We start from the raw sequence: 17,762 nt of genomic DNA on the forward strand, positions 1-17,762 counted from the left end.
TTGGGCTGTATTCACCTGTGCGGTACATCATCTGTTGTACACTCAGCCTGTGATCATCATCCCTCTCATGCGCCATATAATTAACATTTTACTTTATCAATAATGTATTCGTTTACAAACAAAATATAGCATGCCGTTCAACGGTTCGTCAATGTATTTTTAAATCTTTTTAAACAAATATAAAGTATAGAATTGAATAGCATGAAAAGTTAAATTAAAACGTATTTAAGTTCATTTTAACTGTATAATTCAATTAAATAACTTTAATACGTTTTATTTTGATAAAAAATCGATTCTGAGGTTCGTTGCACTTTTCTTTTTATTTTCATAAAAATAATTTACAGCAAAGCAGTTTACTTCTTTCTGATTTTATTTTAACATAAGTCAAAACAAATATATAAGCGCTTACAATACATTTTTTAGAGATAAGGAAGGTCTATAGCTATGATTTATATTAAGGACTTAATGTCAGGGCTAGACATTTTCAAAGCGCTCGGTTCGGAAATCCGCATTCAAATTCTGGAATTACTCGCCGCCCATCAAGGACAAAGTATGAATGACATCGCTAACAAACTTGATCTGAGCAACGGCACGATTACGATGCATATTCGTAAGCTGGAGGAATGCGGCCTTGTCGAGATCAATACCGTGAGTGGCAAGCACGGAACCCGAAAAATGTGCTATCTGAACAAGGAAAAACTGATGGTGGACTTGCGTAGCAGAGAGCAGAAAAATGTGTATGAGGTTGAAATTCGCATCGGTCATTATAGCAACTATCAGGCAGTACCTACCTGTGGCTTGGTAACCAGAGACAGCATTATTGGTGATTTTGATGATCCCCGCTATTTTGCAGATCCCGAGCGGCTGGACGCGGAAATGATCTGGATGGCAGATGGTTTTCTGGAATATCGGATCCCTAACTATCTGAAAGAGAATCAATCCTTTACCGAAATTCAATTTTCCGCAGAGCTGGGCTCAGAAGCACCAGGTTATTGTGAGGAGTATCCTTCCGACATTTGTTTTCATGTCAATGGTATCCCTATTGGTCACTGGACTAGCGCCGGAGATTTTGGAGAAGTACCGGGGGTTCTGAATCCCGATTGGTGGCCACCGCATTTGAATCAATATGGCATGCTCAAATTAATTCGCATCAATCAACATGGAAGCTTCATTGACGGGTGCCGTATATCAGAAGTCACAATAGACGATATTGGGCTTAACTATAAAAGCGATATTACACTACGCTTGTCCGTATCCGATCAGTCGGAGAACAAAGGGGGTCTCACCATTTTCGGCAAAAGATTCGGCAATTTCAGTCAGGATCTGCTGGTGCGTGTGCTTTATGAAGAACACGGGGAGAACAACTATAGCTGATAGCTTCCCATATGTAAAAAAGGCCGAAGCCCGTATTCATGGAATACGTATCCTCGGCCTAAGCGTGCTTCTCCTCACTTAAAGAGATATAGATCAACAGATAAAAAATGACAGCGATTCCAAACACCAGCCAGCTAAATGACAACAAATGAAGCCTTGCTCCGGCATGTACCACCCATTTCCAAACATCCATTACGATCATCATGGGTTGCAACGCCACATCCCAGCTATTCCAGCGAGCAAATCTGCCGATATATACACCTACACTGGACAGCCACAGCAACATAAAAACGACAGCCCACGCAAACCAGCTGGAACAAACCTCTTGCAGCATACGGTGGATTATAAATATACAAATGGAAGTAAGAAAAAGACCAATCCCTGCCGCCGAAAAAGACGTAAATAAGATCAACCAGAATTGAATATTCAGCCAAAAACGCGAGTCTGGATTCACATCATAAAAACGGAAAGCATGCAGTAATTCAGTCAGCAAATAGAGTGCATTCGGCAGAAAAAACAGCCACACGGCTCCGGCAATTAATAAAAGAAGCCTTCTCACTTTTATGTTTCCCAGCCTGGATAAGGGGAGCATTCCCAGAGAAATCAAGACTGGAACCCATGCCAGAAATATATCCCAGTATAAAAATTGATACATTTCCGTCCCACTTGTGGACTGCACATACATAATAAGCCCATAACATCCCAACGTAGCTACAAGCAGTACACCCAATAAGCCGGGTAGCTTATATCTCTTTCCTTTAAACAACAAACGCTTGTCCAGCCCCCTGCCTGAATATACGTATATACGTCATGCTGCCATACTTGTTAATAGAAATGCTCACTCCGTTTATTACACAGTTCGTATGTCCCCGGTTACGTGATTCTCCACAGTCAAAACATCAAAAGTAACATCACAACCTTCTCCGACCGGAGATTGTGCAACGACCCCAACCTTTAGCTCGTTTGGAACATCCATGCCAAAATATCTCGCCAACTTCCATTGCTGCCCGTCTGATGAATAATGAAAAGCAAAGCAATTGCCGGCTCTTGCCACTCGCAAATACGGATTGGAGACGTCCATCGTCCCAGATATACAATCATCGGACGTATCCCGTGTGACCACACTAAGAATAGAGGGAGTGCTTTCAAAATATTCAAAGCATAGCTTGGCCCAATGGGTATCATCCGCCATAATCATCAAGCATCCTGAATCATACGGCTGCTTCATATCGACACGAACCCTCGTCCATATTGTAAAATCACCTTGAAGCGTTGTATGCAAAAAGGGTGCAGACGATTTTATCGCCGCGCCGGACGGATCTCTAAAGAAATCCGCCTGTGAAGGTGCAGATACTTGTAAATTCTTGGATTCATCGAATCTCCATACAGTCGGTTCGTTGATCCAGCCCCATCCCGTAGGCAAAACCTTGCCGTTAAAGCGTTCAAATACGTTCATATGGACACCATCCCTCTCTAGCCAATATTGTCAAATATCATGGTGAAATCGGGGGCCCAATCCCCCTTGATACCACTATATACGTTATTTTCCAATCGTCAATGATGATGCTCCTGTCTTTAATTTCATAAAAAAAGACTTGCCATCCTGAAATGTTGTGCTTATAATTACACCTAACTTGATACGGTAACAAATTTCAATGACGAGAACGAGTAAGCTATACAGCGGATTTGCAGAGAGTTGGGGCAGGTGAAAGCCAACATTCCGAGGGTAGCCGAACGCCATCTCCGAGAAGCGGGCTGAACTTGAAGTAAGCTCTGCCGCCTTTCCAGCGTTAACCGGAACACGTATTGATGGATACGTGAACAGAGTGTCATTTCTTATGGAATGAAACTAGGGTGGTAACACGGGTATAAACTCGTCCCTTTACAGGGGCGGGTTTTTTTGTTTTTTAAAAAGGAGGAAATCAACATGACGAACGTATCGACCACAGTATCTATAAGCGATTTTTTAACTCCAGCTGTACGGGAAATGCCGCCTTCAGGCATCCGTAAGTTTTTTGAATATAGCGCAGGCAGAAAAGATATTGTTTCGCTTGGTGTCGGTGAACCGGACTTTGTGACCCCTCAACATGTCAGAATGGCTTGTATCACAGCACTGGAAAATGGCAAGACCTCGTACACACCGAATGCTGGTCTTCCCGAGCTGCGTGAGGAGATTGCCGGGTATCTGGAGAGCAACTTTAACACGTCCTACAATCCGGCAAATGAAATCATGGTAACGATCGGTAGCAGTGAAGCGCTGGATTTGGCGCTCCGCGCCCTGATTACGGAACACGATGAAATTCTCATTCCGGCGCCCTGCTATATTTCATATTCTCCGATCACGTTCCTGAATGGAGGGCATACGGTAACGGTTGAAACCTCTGCTGATCAGCAGTTCAAGCTGACGGCCGAAGCGCTCAAAGCCAAGCTGACTCCACGATCCAAAGTGCTTATTCTCTGTTATCCGAACAATCCGACAGGTGGAGTAATGACTTATGAGGACTGGCTACCGATTGCCCGCTTGGTGGAGGAGCATAATCTAGTCGTGATCTCCGATGAAATTTATGGTGAACTGACCTATGGACAGAAGCATGTAAGCTTCGCCGCTTTGCCGGGCATGAAAGAACGAACCCTGCTTATCAGCGGCTTTTCCAAGGCCTTTGCGATGACGGGTTGGAGAGTCGGCTATGTATGCGGCCCGCAGGAGCTGATTTCAGCCATGCTGAAAATCCATCAATATACCGTTATGTGCGCTCCTATTATCGGGCAAATTGCCGCTATTGAGTCCCTGCGCCACGGGCTGGAGGAAAAAGACCGCATGATGGAATCGTACAATCTGCGCAGAAAATGGTTTGTTGAAAGCTTGCGTCAGACAGGACTGCCGTGCCATGAACCGAACGGTGCCTTCTACGCTTTTCCATCCATTACACACACAGGCTTAAGCTCAGAGCAGTTTGCCAAGCGGTTACTGGAAGAAGAGGGTGTCATTACCGTTCCCGGCTCCGCATTCGGACCGGGCGGCGAGGGCTTTATCCGCTGCTCGTATGCATCGTCGCAGGAACAACTGGAAATCGCCTTGGAGCGCATCAGCGTATTCTTGAAACGTCTGTAATCAGCCGGCCATTCCCCTACACGACAATAACAAATGTCAGAGATTTCGGAGCTTGGTTGGAAAGTACCGGGAATAACCCGGCCTGTAAAAATGAGATCCACACGGTTCGGCGTCTGGCCAAATCTGGCTCGCGCCAGTGAGGTGATCTGTACCTCCAGCCCGGTTTCTTCCCGGACTTCACGCCGCAGTGCGGCTTCCGGCTGCTCCAGCTCCATCCAGCCGCCGGGAATCCCCCACGGCTGCTTCCGGTATACGTGCTTTAATAGTAGCACTTCCCCGGCATCATTCGTAAAAATGCCCAACACAGCAACCAGAAATTTGTGTTGCGCCCGATACACCAATGCATTTTTCAATCGGGTGAACGGCATATGCATATACATGAATACAAGCCAATCTCGCGGGATTTTATTTATCAGCTTCGCCAGCATCGTACACCTCCTGTTGGGCATTTTTCACATGGATTATCGTTTGCTTATGTTGAGTGGGGAGCTTAAATATGTATAATCAAAAATATAACATGTAATGACCTATTCGACATAAAGGAGCGAAATGACATCATGAACATTCAAATCAGTCCACTGGCTGAACAGCGGCTTACACAAATTCTCGGTGATCAACCGGGCTATATCAAGCTTTTTTACGACACAGAGGGCTGCGGCTGTGATGGTATTACGGTACTAAAGATCGTCAGCACGCCGGACAACGGCGATATAGAAGTACAGGCGGGCAGCTTACCTTTTCTCGTTAGCGGTCAGCAGGCGATTTATTTTGAGGAATCCATGCGCCTTGATGCAGACGAGAAGTTCCCTTCCTATAAACTATCCAGCGATTCTACCTTCTATAGTAACAATGTGAAAACCCGGGATGTCCGGCCGTCCTAATCTTTAGGATGGTCCGGCATCCAGAACGTTTTGCACAAAATCGGTTTTAGCGTCCGTGTACGCTTCACGATCATGCTGATTTTCCATTGCCAGCTTCCTTTTTAATGCATCATATTGCTGAACCAGCTCAGGCCGTTCACGAAGACGGTTCCGAAACAACAGTTGTTGATCCCAATGTTCCTCATGTTCCAGCATCAGATGCAGATGTCCCTTTCTTTGATCCTGTTCCACTTTAACCAAAAATCTTCTCCATTCCCGACCGTCCAGCTCAGGCGGAACATAGCTCCAGCCTGCTGGTTGCAAGGCAGATACAATCTGTTCCAGCCTATCCCAGGATTCCAATTTTGCCATAATGTCTATGATGGGCTTGGCGGAAAGATTGGGAATTGCCGTGCTTCCTATGTGCTCCATTTCCGTCACCTTAAACGGCAGTAGCAGCTCCCGCAACTCGTGAATAACCTGCAAGCCCTGCTCTGACCAGTCAGGATCAGGATTCACTATTTTCACAGGCTCCGTAGCCCACACTGGCCAATGTTCCTGATTTTGCTCCTCATGCATTCAATTATCCCCCTTATACCCACTTGTGCGTGCAGAAGCTTGCGGCTGTATAGTCTACACAAGCGATTTCCAGTATATCGTCTAAAATTATCTTAAATAACACCCATTATTAATATCAAAGGTCGCTCCCGTATAATGCCTGGATCTTTCCGATAGCAGAAAAAGGACAGTATAAGCAACCTCTTCTGCATTTAAAGGCTCTGGAATTAGCTGATGACTTGTATATTCTTCCTTTCTCCATTCAGGAATATGATCCATCATTGGAGTACTTACCATCGTTGGTGCCACAGCATTGACCCTTACATAAGGTGAAAAATTCATGGCACAGCTTTTAGTAAAGCCCAAGATTGCAGCTTTTGATAATCCATAGATCGCATCCGAGCTTCCTTCCATTCCAGAAACAGAAGACATATTTACGATAATCCCCTGATGCTTCTTCTCAATCATGAACTTTCCAAAAAATTGCGAGAAATACACACATCCCTTAATATATTCAAAATGAAATAGTCACTTCAATAACATAAGTGTAGTCGCAACCGCATGATCCACAAAAGAACGCTCCGGACGTGACTTCATCATTACGGTAATCCCGATTAACAACGAGATCATTGTATGAGCCAAAGCTCGCGCGTCCGTAGTCGCCTCAAGCTCCCCTGACCGTATACCACGCTCGATGGTTTCTTGAAATACAGTAGAAAGATACATCTGATGCTCCCTCGTCAAAATTTCAAACTTCTCATCATGTGGGGCCAATTCTACCATTGTATTGATGCAAAAGCACCCCCGGTTAGGGCATTCATCATATTCTTCTGCCACTACCCCTTCAAAAAAATTGCAAATTGCTTCTTTGACAGAAGCTCTACTTAGCAGTCTGGACCGTACATTAGCAGCGTGGGATTGTGTATATTTGCGCAGCGCGGCTTCGAATAATTGCTTTTTATCCCCAAAGGCAGCATAAATACTGGGACGCTGAATTCCCATTTTGGAGGTTAAATCGCTTAAAGACGTAGCCTCGAACCCTTTTTCCCAAAAAAGTTGCATCGCTGCATCCAATGCCTTTTCCTCATCAAATTCCCGTGGTCGAACCATAAATAACCCCTTCTTTTCATATCGTTCAGTATATTAAGATTGTATGATCATCAGCAGCGACTGTCAAATATGTACATGATAAACTCTTGACATCTTGTATGGACGCAAGTTATATTAACCTAAAATCATTACGTACCAATCGGTATATTATACTTATCGGTATGTAACTCACAGAAAGTGATGTGGTATGTGAAAATGAAGACGTCAGAAAAAAAAGCCCCCGTTCATTCCATGTCCCGATCTGTGGCACTCCTATTTGCCATCGCCTGTGGGCTGGCTGTCGCCAACATTTATTACGCGCAACCATTGCTGGACGCGCTGGCACACGAGTTTGACATCACACATTCATCGGTTGGCATCGTCATTACAGTCACGCAGATTTGTTATGCATTGGGACTGTTTCTGCTCGTCCCGCTTGGCGATCTTTTGAATCGGCGGCGGCTGATTACCGGACAAATGCTCCTATCCGTGCTGGCGTTAGTCGCAGTTAGCCTGGCTCCCACGCGTACAATCCTGCTCATGGCCATGGCAGCAGTTGGGCTGCTGGCTGTCGTCACACAGACACTTGTTGCGTTCGCCTCGACCTTGGCCGCCCCGGCTGAACGCGGACGCATCGTAGGTCTGGTGACCAGCGGTGTCGTTATCGGTATTCTGCTGGCACGAACCGTGGCTGGTGTATTGACCGATCTCGCGGGTTGGCGTTCGGTGTACCTTGTTTCCGCCGCATTGACGCTATTCATGTCTGTAGCGCTGTTTCGGGTACTGCCACAGAATGAACCCAAGGGAGCAACGCTATCCTATCCGCAGCTACTTCGCTCCGTTCTCACCCTGTTCGTGCAAGAACGGATTCTGCGTGTCCGAGCCGTGCTGGCTTTGCTCATTTTTACTGCGTTCAGCATATTGTGGACTTCGCTGGTACTGCCTCTCAGTGCCCCGCCGCTATCTCTTTCACACACTGCCATCGGGGCCTTTGGTCTGGCCGGAGTCGCCGGAGCATTAGCGGCTGCTCGGGCAGGGCGTCTCGCCGATCAAGGCTCAGGACAGCGGACGACGGGTATTGCGCTGGCTCTGCTACTGCTATCCTGGTTGCCTATCGGCTATACCGAGCACTCACTGTTCGCTTTGGTCCTTGGCGTTATCCTTCTGGATCTGGCGGTACAGGCTGTGCATGTGACGAATCAGAGCATGATTTTTACTGTACGTCCTGAGGCACGCAGCCGACTGACCGCAGGCTACATGATATTTTATTCCATCGGCAGCGCCACCGGGGCCATCGCTTCGACTCATATGTACACATATGCAGGCTGGAACGGGGTATGTCTATTGGGTGCTGGCGTCAGTGCTCTGGCTCTCGTCTTTTGGGCAGTAACCTGCCGTTCAACTTGAATGAAGGGTCGACTACTATGGTTTTAGCAGCCAAAAAACCGTCCGTACCACAATAATGGTCGGACGGCTCTCTCTGTTTTTACTATCTAATCATCACTTGATCGCAATGTAAATTAGTACAGGCTCATCAGGATTGCCATACACTTCAAAATCACCTGTGTACGTCCGCTCTGCTTGTCCCGAGGCGGCCCAGCTCCAAATCGCTTGCCATACCCGGAAGACCGAGGAAGGTTCGGGTGTAGCTTGAAAGACAGCGTAACGCGCAGCAGGAATAACGAGTTGTTCAAGACCGTCAGGAGCTTCACCATCCGCAGCCGCTTCTTTTCCGATAAAAAAGGTATAGTCGCCAAAGACCCCATTTTCATAATTGGTATAGCAACCATAGACAGAACGGTGTTCTTCATGCCCGCTTATCCGTCCAGACACATCTTCACTCCAGAAGCGTTCCCACATGCCTGGAATGATTGCCTGGGATGTTTGCTCATTCCGGTTGCTTGTACGTGCTGCCAGTCCGATCAGGCGAATCTCCCCCCGACTTTCCTCCCGGATCGGTTTAAAATCTTCTTCACGTTCCGTACTCTCCTGTGAACGCCAGCGTTTTAAATTTGGCAAATAACTACGCATCATTGCAACAGCCTCTTCCTTCTGCATCCCTTGCTCTGCGAGAATAGGCGCGCACTGCTGAATCATCTCCTCCATCGTCAAATCAGGCTGAACAAACGCACCTTCCTTATAACAATACTTACAATATTCATCTGTTTTGACCTGTTGTGCGTCCGTTCCGTATTGTTCCTCATGCTCCAGCGGCATCCCGCAACTTTGACAAGCTTTATCCATTTTGTAAATCCCCTTTCGTGATTGATATGACATCAGTATAACGAAACAAACCTGACAACTATCCGTCAGGTTTGTTTTTTATATTCTATGTTTTTCAGGATTCTCTATCAGGGGCTCTCCATAATTGGATGCAATACGTAACGCCATATCCCGAATCTTCTCCCGTAAATGGGCAGGTTCCTTGACGACCACATCCGGCCCGAGACTTAAAATAAATCCATACATCCACGCATCCTCGGGAAAAGGAACCGAAACCGTATACATCCCTTCTCCTTGCTCGGTCAACGCTTCCACGCCAAACCAGTCTTCCGCCAGATGCCGGGATTTGTGGTTAAATTGTAACGTAAAAGGCTGTACGGTCTTAACCGCCGTCAGCCGTTCCTCATTCCATGGCAGCACTTCATAGGAAAGGTCCCGGCGAGTAAAAGCCGTCTCCGTAACTACAGGATCACTCATGCGGGATAGTTTGAACAGACGAAATTGCTCCTTGTCGAGACAGTAAGCATATACAAACCATTGCTGTCCTTTCAGAACGAGCGTGTGCGGTTCAACCTTCCGTGCGGTCACGGCTCCCTGCGCATTCCTGTAAGTAAAAGCAATCGTACGCGATTGACTCAGCGCCTCCTTCACCTTTACCAGCTTAGCCTCCTGCGCAGACTGATTTCCCCAACCCGAATGATCGACGATAAACTGTGTGGTATTGACACTGAATTTCGCTTTTCCCGAATCCGGTATAATGCTTTCAAATTTATCGAGCAGCCGGGTCACATTCGGTCCACCTAACGACGAGGACAAGCTCTGCAAGCCCATCACAATGTCCTTCACATCGCCATCCGTCAGCACACTTCGATCCAGACGGTAGCCATCCATCAGGCCGATTCCCCCATTTACCCCCTGATAGGTTACCACCGGAATACCAGCCAGGCTAATCGCCTCGATATCTCTGTAGATCGTCCGTATCGAAACCTCATACAAATCTGCCAGTTCCTTCGCCTGAATTCTATTTCTTTTCAACAGCAAAATGACGATAGAAAGCAACCGATCAATTTTCATCTCTCCAAAACCTTTCACCATTAATCGCACCAGCTTCCAGCCTAAAATTCCAATACGCTTCAGCATCTGCTGGTTCTATGTTCCTGATTAAAATCATTACTTCCAATGCGCCTCCAAATGTATTCCTCCATCTTACTCTATCTCTTATCTAAAATGAACCCGTTGCCAATAGCAAAAACCTCAGGCATTCCATCCCGTTGGATAGAACTCCTGAGGTTAAATCATTTATTTCACTTATGGCTCATAACGCTTAATAACGATGACCGCATTGTGGCCGCCAAAGCCGAAGGAATTGGATAGCCCGATATTTAATGAGGCCTTGCGTGCTTCGTGAGGCACATAGTCCAGATCACAAGCCGGGTCCGGGTTGTCCAGATGAACCGTTGGCGGAATGATGCCTTCCCTTAGACTTTGTACAAGTGCAATGGCTTCGACACCGCCTGCGGCTCCCAGCATATGACCGAGCATGGATTTATTTGCGGTAACCGGAATTTGGTAGGCATGGTCACCGAACAGTTTGTGTATCGCGAGGGTCTCGGCCAGATCGCCAACGGACGTACTCGTTGCATGCGCACTGATCACATCCACCTCTTCAGGCGTGATATGGGCGGATTGAAGGGCTGCTTTCATCGCCAGATAAGCTCCAGTCCCTTCCGGGTGCGGTGCAACCATATGGTAGGCATCCGAGCTTGCGCCATAGCCAATGACCTCCCCAACTATTTCTGCGCCACGCTGAACAGCATGCTCCAGCGATTCCAGTACCAGAATGCCCGCCCCTTCGCTCATAACAAAGCCGTCGCGGTCCTTATCAAACGGTCGGCTCGCAATCGAAGGCTCCTCGTTACGAGTCGACAAGGCCGTTGCATTGGAGAAGCTCGCAAGCGCCAGTCTGGTAACCGCTGCCTCCGCTCCACCTGCAAAAATCACATCCGCATCTCCTGTGCGAATCGTACGAAACGCTTCTCCAATCGCCGTATTTCCAATGGAACAGGCCGTAACCGGCGAAAGCGTGGGACCCATTGCTCCGAACGCAATACTGATTTGCGCCGCAGCCATATTTGAAATCATCATAGGTACCAGAGTCGGACTGACTCTGCCCGGCCCACGATTCTGTAATACATTCACATTGTCCACCAACGTATCCAGACCGCCGACTCCTGATCCTACATAGACACCGACACGCTCCAGATTCGTGTTATCCAGCTCCAGACCGGAATCCTTCAGCGCTTGCTCTGCCGCAAACAACGCAAACTGCGTGAAGCGATCCATTCGTCTGGCGTCTTTACGTCCCCATTGCTTTTCTGCATCAAAATCCTGTACCAGCCCGGCGATCTGTGCTTTCAAATCGGACACGTCGAACGTGTCTATTCTTCGTATACCTGAACGACCCTCCAGCAGATTCTTCCACAGCGTGTCCACGTCATTGCCCAGTGGCGAAACCACACCCATACCTGTAATTACAACTCTTTGCATACGCTCTTCATTCCTCCTGCTCGATTGCTTACTTATAATCCTCATTTTACCCTTAGCTTATCCTATTACAAGTGTTTGTTTATCCTGGTATAATGAACACTACTATAGTTAGAGCCTTAACTGCTCATTACTTATCCACCATCGAATGGAGAGAACTCGCTATGAAACCGGAAGCACGTCTGGAAGCACTATCTGTTTTTCTTAAAACCAAAAGAGCCCGTTTACACCCGCATATGGTCGGTCTGCCGAACGGATCACGCCGCAGAACACCCGGCTTGCGCAGAGAAGAAGTGGCTCAATTAGCAGGTGTCAGCACCACATGGTACACCTGGCTGGAGCAGGGACGCGATATCAAGGTGTCTGCCTCTGTACTGGATGCCATTGCCGCCGCCTTGCAGCTAAACGCGGATGAACGTAAGTATTTGTATGATTTGGCGCTTGAAACCGGATTTCAAACACCTCCTGCTCTTGCAGAACAAACGGTTATTTCCCCTTCCCTGCAAAAAATAGTACAGGAGCTACGCTACTGCCCTGCTATTATTTCAGATCGGCGTTGCCATATTGTCGGCTGGAATGCGGCGGCGGCTCATGTGTTTATGGATTTTGCAGAGCTGCCCCATGAACAGCGCAACATGATTGAGCTGCTGTTTACCAAAAAAGAGTTTAAAAGTCTGGCTGTAAACTGGGAGCATTTTGTAAAAGGATTCCTTGCTATTTTCCGCGCTTATTACGGACAATATGTGACGGACCCTTGGTATGCACAGTTCATACAGAACATGAGCCGGGCTTATCCGGAGTTTAATGAGCTTTGGAATCAGAGTGAGGTCAGCTCTGCGCCGGAGGTGCTGATTGAATTTCGTCATGCCAAGGCAGGCAAAATGTTGTTTGACCTGACCTCCCTTCAGGTGCAGGGCAGCGTCGATCTGCGTTGCAGCATCTACACCCCGAACGCACAAACCTCCACAGAAAGCAAACTCCAAAAGCTAATGGAAGGCAGCTAAAGGATTTCACCCCTCCTGTTATGAAGATATCTTTTTCCGTCCATACTACATCTACGATCTGTGCAACATAGATGCCAACGATGTGACAGAACCAAGAGCTTCATCTGCGCCATTACTAGGAGGGAGGGAATCCATCATGAAAGCCAAATCGACAAGTTCCCCACAATCACAAAATCAGACACCATTGCCTGTTCCGGTGCAATTTGACCGTAGCTGGCAGGATGAGCTGGACCAACGCCTCCGCAAAGGAGGACCTTGGGGAGATTGGGGCCTATATCAGTTGGCGATTGAGGCGGAAAAGGCCAAGCTGGTCCCCAGCTTTGATGAGCTTCAATGTCTGAAGCATTTGCAAGACCTCACTCCGCTGCCCCATCAGCTGGATACGGCCCGTAAAGTATTGTTTGAAATGTCCGGTCGCGCCATCCTCGCTGATGAAGTCGGCTTGGGTAAGACGATCGAAGCTGGAATGATTCTAAAAGAATATCTGGTTCGCGGGCTTGCCGCCAAAGTACTTATTCTTGTCCCCGCTTCCCTGGTGCTTCAATGGGTTCGTGAGCTGAACAGCAAATTTGGCATTCCGGCTGTCGCTCAAAAAAAAGCATATTCCTGGTCGTCCGAGGTCGTCGTGGCCTCTATGGATACAGCCAAGCGGGAGCCACACAGCAACATCCTGCTGGACACTGATTATGATCTGCTCATTATCGACGAAGCCCACAAGCTGAAAAATAAAAAAACATCCAACTACCAGTTTATTATGAAGCTGCGAAAAAAATATTGTTTGCTCCTGACCGCTACCCCTGTCCAAAATGATCTGTCCGAACTGTTCAATCTCATTACATTGCTTAAGCCCGGTCAGTTAGGACGACACGGGGATTTTTCAGCTAACTTCGTTGTGGATAAACGTCTACCTAAAAATGAGGATCAGCTCAAGGATGAGCTGTCCAAAGTCATGATCCGCAACCGTCGCGGCGAAGGGCCGGTCCAGTTCACCAAACGAAATGTTTCCAACATTCACTTGGAGCTTTCGCCAGAAGAACAAGCGCTATACGATGGAGTCACTTCCTTTGTCAAGGATCAATATCAGGCGAATGGCGGAAATTTGAGCAGTATGCTGTCCCTCGTTACCCTTCAGCGGGAAGTGTGCAGTAGCCGGGATGCGGTATTCGTAACGCTTGTCAATTTGTCTAAAAAGATGGCGCCCGACTCTCCCTTGCGTGATCGCGTCTGGGAATTGGTCGCGCACATCAAAGCGATTAAAGCCAATTCAAAGGCGGAAAAAGCGCTTGAACTCATTCGTCAAATGAACGAAAAGGTGATAATTTTTACCGAATACCGGGCTACACAGGAGTATTTGCTGAACTATTTTCGTGATCGTGGATTATCCGCTGTTCCTTATCGGGGAGGCATGAACCGGGGACGCAAGGACTGGATGATGGATCTGTTCCGCGGACGCATTCAGGTGATGATTGCCACGGAGGCGGGCGGCGAGGGCATTAACCTTCAATTTTGCCACCATATGATTAACTTTGACCTGCCGTGGAACCCCATGCGTGTGGAACAACGGATTGGACGTGTGCATCGACTGGGACAGACGCATGATGTTAATATCTTCAACCTGTCCACCACCGGAACGATTGAAGAGCATATCCTCCACCTGCTGCATGAAAAAATCAATATGTTCGAAATGGTTATAGGCGGGCTGGACGTCATTCTGGAACGGTTTGAAAAGAAGGAATCCATTGAAAAGAGCCTGTATAGAATCATGCTTGAATCCAGCAGTGATGATGAAATACGCCGAAAAATGCAAAAGCTCGGTCATTCGCTGGATTCGATCAAACAGGAAATGAAACAGATTCGCACAGAAAGTCCATCTACTTCGGATACGCCAACCGATATATCATCCGAGACAGATCAGATCAACAACGGGCGTCTGACGGGAACAAGCCAAACCACCGCTGCTTTGCTAGGCTTTTCAGGCAGCGCTGTCCCTCCAGCCAAAGCCCGGCGCAGCGCGAAAGGAGGCCGCTGATATGACCATGAATTCACAGCAGGTACAGCGCTTTGTCCTCACGTATCTGGAAGCGACCGGATGCAACGTGATCGAGAGGTCTCCCAACCATGTGACCGTCAAGCTTTCTCCCGAAGCGGATAAAGCTCTAACGAACCGCCCCTACTATTGGGGCTATGTGGAGCGTACGGGTGTTCCGGCGCAAACGATGTCGTTCACCTTTATTTTCGATGGGGAAGCCTACCGGACGGCACAGGAGAGTTCGATGGAAAATACGTCCCTCCCCCCGTCACAAGCACAACCGGGACAAGGACCACAACCAGCCCCAGCGTCCGCCAGTCCGGCGCAGGATCAGGTCATGGGCCGTTACTTCGGTCATGTTCCGGCGTTACCGCAGCTGGGGCCCGGACGTATTTTGCAGGAAGAGCTGCGTTATGGGAGTCGTCGGCTGCATCAAATTTTTGGAGCTGCACGGGATGGAGGGAAATATGTCAATTTGTTCGAGCAGCCCAATGCTCGTCAATTATCCGCCCGTTCTCCCGTAGTGTATGAAGCCTGGCTAGGCGTCTGCTACAAGATCGAATTTGCCTGTGATTTGAAGCGGGAAGAGCTGCATTGGCTCGGGATTTCGCTCAAAAGCGGCACGATTGTACCCGACTTTGGCGGCATGCTCGAATCCCGACAGCTCAGCCCCCTGCTGGCAGGCAATATGCATGTGCAGCCTGCAAAGTTATCTGTTCCGGAGGCCTCCACCTCGCTGGAAAACTATCTCAATGTTCAGCTAAGCCAACAGGATTACAATTGGGCTGAGCAGGCCAGAGGACGGCTGCGCGAGGAATTGGAGGTTATTGATCACTATTACGATGATTTGGTCAAGGAGCAAAAAGAAGAAGAGGAACAAAAAGAAGCCGTACAAGAACAGCATCAAGCCCGCCGCAAAGAAATGGTATGGCAATATGAACCGAAGGTGCTTGTATCCGCCATTAACTGCGGGATATTTCATCTGCGGTAACCGATATCTCACGCTCCTTCGCAGGCTAGTTGCAGAGGTATCGTCAGCTTTTAACATCGTGCTCCAGACTATATCGGGTTTATTGCTGTACCGACAAGCTTTGCCAAGCCTGTTGCTACTTATCGACAGCAAAAAACGAACCCGTTCAGGACAGATGTGCCGACAAGGTGTAGCAGTCTTTTTATCGGACAAGCTATATGCTGGATAAAAAAGCTTCCATCGGTGCATTATGCCCTCAGAAAGGTGGATTTCATTGAAAAAAAATTCCGGACACTATAGCGTTGGTATGATTGCGGCTGTTCTGATCGGTCTGTCCGCAGTCTGTCCGTTTGCTTCCATTCAAGCGGCCCCCTTAGCAACCCAAGATCACATCACAAACCCGTCCCCCCCTTACGAAGCAAGTTCATTGGTTTCCCCAGCGGAACCCACGAACCAAAACCAAGATGAGAAGCAGGAGCAAACCGAGGCGGCTCCTGTAAGCCCCTCCCTTTCTCCGGGTAACTCTTCCGCAAGTCCTCCTGCTCAGGAGCAAGGGGTACCAACGGACGTAAAGCGGGTTTCCTCCGATACGGTGCAGTCGCTATCGGCACAGCCGCCATTTGCTCAGTGGAAAGATGCCGAGCTGAGCTACCATCCCCTCGGACCCGGAACACATAGCTGGCTCGTGCAGGTGAATCGTGGAGATGAATACATTGGCTACCTGATTTTCGGGGCAGATCATAACGGCGCTTATCAGCTTAATGAATACGGAAACGGGCCGGGTGGGCCGTACAGTATGAATTTACTCCGCCAATCCCTTAAATCCCTCACAGAAACTGAACTTTCATCCATCGACAAGCTGCAAATTACTCCCATGTATGAGGAACCGCTATTAGCCTACTGGCGAGTGCGTTCCTCCACGGGCAGCGAAGTGTGCATCGACGCTTTTACGGGTGATCCATTGCCTGCGGAGGTAGCCAATGGAAGCTGGAAAAACAAGCTCCACAGCAGCACAAATTCTTCTTCTTCTGCTCTCTCTCTGAAAGCAGGGGCACAGGCGATTACCCTTTCGGCTAAGCCTTTTGACCCCTATGACGATCTTAGCTGGCTTCTACCCCAACAAAAGCTTTCCATCCATAACGTAAATCAGTTTACCAACACACTGAATCAATCATCACGTATCGTATTTTCTGCGATCGGCATAAATTTTGCCTTTGGCGGCCCTTTGGCTATTAACGGATATCAATCCTGGAACCCTTCGCCTGATCTGTCTCATCCTATTATGTATGCGGCAACTTGCCGCACCGGGCTTTCCCGCTTTGTGCCGCTGGACCGGCTGTTATCTGGCGGTGAATTTTATCGTATCCACTCCTATATAAACCGAACTTAAAAGTTCTGTAGCATTCCGCCTACTCCGTTTTTATGTTCATTTTTCGAGTTCGTCTTATAGCCATTAATTTATGTAATCACCTTGATCATTTCTATAACACAAAAAGAGACCTCAAACGGCATTCCGTATGCCTCTTGTGGTCTCTTTGGCTAGTTTAATGCCGCTCCTTTCGCCCTTTGCGTGCGGATTTAATCCACATATTCAGAGCGAGCGGCAGCATTCCGAACCATTTGTATACCCATGGCTCTCTGGATTGTTTGCGGCTACGGCGCACATCGCGCGGCGTTTCCATATACCGAACAATTCGCTGCGTAATGTACGTCACCAGCTCGTCACTCTTGGCCATCCTCCGCGACCTCCTTCAATCTGCATCCCTGACATTTTGTTCGCATTGCAGGAAAACATCAAATTCACACGTTGGATGCAGATAAACTTAGCTTGCTCATTTTCTAAAAAGCCTAACCCTGCGAGAATAACTATGCATGGTTTCCCTTAAATGGAACATACTATCTTAAACAAAACAGTTACCCGAAGGCTAATGATTTTGTTTAAGGCAGCTATGCTGCTTGGTTATAGTTGTTTATTTCTTGGTTATGCTTGTTTATTTCT

The 17,762-nt window shown here is 47.9% G+C and carries 16 protein-coding genes, 2 pseudogenes and 1 other annotated feature; of the genes and pseudogenes, 8 read left to right on the top strand and 10 right to left on the bottom strand.

What is annotated here, in order from left to right; all coding sequences use genetic code 11:
- Positions 1–444 precede the first annotated feature (444 nt).
- The gene (locus ACQ4MX_RS04390; RefSeq protein WP_431089530.1) at positions 445–1,374 is read left to right on the top strand and encodes an ArsR/SmtB family transcription factor; all 930 of its coding nucleotides are present in this window, start codon (positions 445–447) and stop codon (positions 1,372–1,374) included.
- Between the two features lie 58 nt (positions 1,375–1,432).
- Here the strand turns inward: ACQ4MX_RS04390 and ACQ4MX_RS04395 are convergent, their stop codons facing one another.
- Positions 1,433–2,143, bottom strand: coding sequence for a DUF1361 domain-containing protein (locus ACQ4MX_RS04395; protein WP_431089531.1), 711 nt, complete (start codon positions 2,141–2,143; stop codon positions 1,433–1,435).
- A gap of 81 nt (positions 2,144–2,224) precedes the next feature.
- Complete coding sequence (locus tag ACQ4MX_RS04400; RefSeq protein WP_431089532.1) at positions 2,225–2,830, bottom strand: DUF1349 domain-containing protein; 606 nt, start codon at positions 2,828–2,830, stop codon at positions 2,225–2,227.
- A gap of 190 nt (positions 2,831–3,020) precedes the next feature.
- Positions 3,021–3,259: a binding site (T-box leader), on the top strand.
- Positions 3,260–3,301: 42 nt separating this feature from the next.
- Here ACQ4MX_RS04400 and ACQ4MX_RS04405 point away from each other — a divergent pair.
- Entirely contained in the window at positions 3,302–4,486 is a 1,185-nt protein-coding gene (locus ACQ4MX_RS04405) for an aminotransferase class I/II-fold pyridoxal phosphate-dependent enzyme (RefSeq protein WP_431089533.1), read from the top strand.
- Between the two features lie 59 nt (positions 4,487–4,545).
- On the opposite strand, the pseudogene ACQ4MX_RS04410 reads toward ACQ4MX_RS04405, so the two are convergent.
- Positions 4,546–4,935, bottom strand: a pseudogene (locus tag ACQ4MX_RS04410) (NUDIX hydrolase); the annotation flags it as partial.
- Between the two features lie 108 nt (positions 4,936–5,043).
- Between ACQ4MX_RS04410 and ACQ4MX_RS04415 the strand changes: the two are divergent.
- On the top strand, positions 5,044–5,367 hold the full coding sequence (locus ACQ4MX_RS04415; protein WP_431089534.1) for an iron-sulfur cluster biosynthesis family protein: 324 nt from the start codon (positions 5,044–5,046) through the stop codon (positions 5,365–5,367).
- Positions 5,368–5,370: 3 nt separating this feature from the next.
- Here ACQ4MX_RS04415 and ACQ4MX_RS04420 read toward each other — a convergent pair whose 3' ends face one another.
- From ACQ4MX_RS04420 to ACQ4MX_RS04430, 3 genes and pseudogenes are all read right to left on the bottom strand, one after another.
- Positions 5,371–5,925, bottom strand: a complete 555-nt coding sequence (locus ACQ4MX_RS04420; RefSeq protein WP_192511246.1) for a GrpB family protein — start codon at positions 5,923–5,925, stop codon at positions 5,371–5,373.
- An 87-nt stretch (positions 5,926–6,012) separates the two neighbouring features.
- A pseudogene (locus ACQ4MX_RS04425) lies at positions 6,013–6,414 on the bottom strand (SDR family NAD(P)-dependent oxidoreductase); the annotation flags it as partial.
- Between the two features lie 18 nt (positions 6,415–6,432).
- Positions 6,433–7,014, bottom strand: a complete 582-nt coding sequence (locus tag ACQ4MX_RS04430) for a TetR/AcrR family transcriptional regulator (protein ID WP_431089535.1) — start codon at positions 7,012–7,014, stop codon at positions 6,433–6,435.
- Between the two features lie 195 nt (positions 7,015–7,209).
- Between ACQ4MX_RS04430 and ACQ4MX_RS04435 the strand changes: the two genes are divergently transcribed.
- Positions 7,210–8,400, top strand: a complete 1,191-nt coding sequence (locus tag ACQ4MX_RS04435) for an MFS transporter (protein WP_431089536.1) — start codon at positions 7,210–7,212, stop codon at positions 8,398–8,400.
- 93 nt (positions 8,401–8,493) lie between these two features.
- Here the strand turns inward: ACQ4MX_RS04435 and ACQ4MX_RS04440 are convergent, their stop codons facing one another.
- The 3 genes from ACQ4MX_RS04440 to fabF all read right to left on the bottom strand — a co-directional run bounded on the left by ACQ4MX_RS04440 (position 8,494) and on the right by fabF (position 11,763).
- A complete protein-coding gene (locus ACQ4MX_RS04440; RefSeq protein ID WP_431089537.1) occupies positions 8,494–9,237 on the bottom strand; it encodes a zinc ribbon domain-containing protein in 744 nt (247 codons plus the stop codon).
- 78 nt (positions 9,238–9,315) lie between these two features.
- Positions 9,316–10,290 (bottom strand): helix-turn-helix transcriptional regulator, encoded by a 975-nt coding sequence (locus ACQ4MX_RS04445; protein WP_431091252.1) that lies wholly within the window; start codon positions 10,288–10,290, stop codon positions 9,316–9,318.
- A 234-nt stretch (positions 10,291–10,524) separates the two neighbouring features.
- Entirely contained in the window at positions 10,525–11,763 is a 1,239-nt protein-coding gene (gene fabF / locus ACQ4MX_RS04450) for a beta-ketoacyl-ACP synthase II (protein WP_431089538.1), read from the bottom strand.
- Positions 11,764–11,924: 161 nt separating this feature from the next.
- Between fabF and ACQ4MX_RS04455 the strand changes: the two genes are divergently transcribed.
- The 4 genes from ACQ4MX_RS04455 (at position 11,925) to ACQ4MX_RS04470 (ending at position 17,153) form a co-directional block, all read left to right on the top strand.
- Positions 11,925–12,764, top strand: coding sequence for a helix-turn-helix transcriptional regulator (locus ACQ4MX_RS04455; protein ID WP_431089539.1), 840 nt, complete (start codon positions 11,925–11,927; stop codon positions 12,762–12,764).
- A 136-nt stretch (positions 12,765–12,900) separates the two neighbouring features.
- Positions 12,901–14,793 (top strand): DEAD/DEAH box helicase, encoded by a 1,893-nt coding sequence (locus ACQ4MX_RS04460; protein WP_431089540.1) that lies wholly within the window; start codon positions 12,901–12,903, stop codon positions 14,791–14,793.
- A gap of 1 nt (position 14,794) precedes the next feature.
- Complete coding sequence (locus tag ACQ4MX_RS04465) at positions 14,795–15,784, top strand: YqhG family protein (RefSeq protein WP_431089541.1); 990 nt, start codon at positions 14,795–14,797, stop codon at positions 15,782–15,784.
- Between the two features lie 253 nt (positions 15,785–16,037).
- Positions 16,038–17,153: a hypothetical protein gene (locus tag ACQ4MX_RS04470; protein ID WP_431089542.1), complete on the top strand. Its 1,116-nt coding sequence runs from the start codon at positions 16,038–16,040 to the stop codon at positions 17,151–17,153.
- 154 nt (positions 17,154–17,307) lie between these two features.
- Here the strand turns inward: ACQ4MX_RS04470 and ACQ4MX_RS04475 are convergent, their stop codons facing one another.
- Positions 17,308–17,499, bottom strand: a complete 192-nt coding sequence (locus ACQ4MX_RS04475) for a YqzE family protein (protein ID WP_025685457.1) — start codon at positions 17,497–17,499, stop codon at positions 17,308–17,310.
- Between the last annotated feature and the right edge of the window lie 263 nt (positions 17,500–17,762).

The sequence above is a fragment of the Paenibacillus sp. 8b26 genome (assembly GCF_050626875.1).
In the GTDB taxonomy this organism is placed as follows: Bacteria; Bacillota; Bacilli; order Paenibacillales; family Paenibacillaceae; genus Paenibacillus.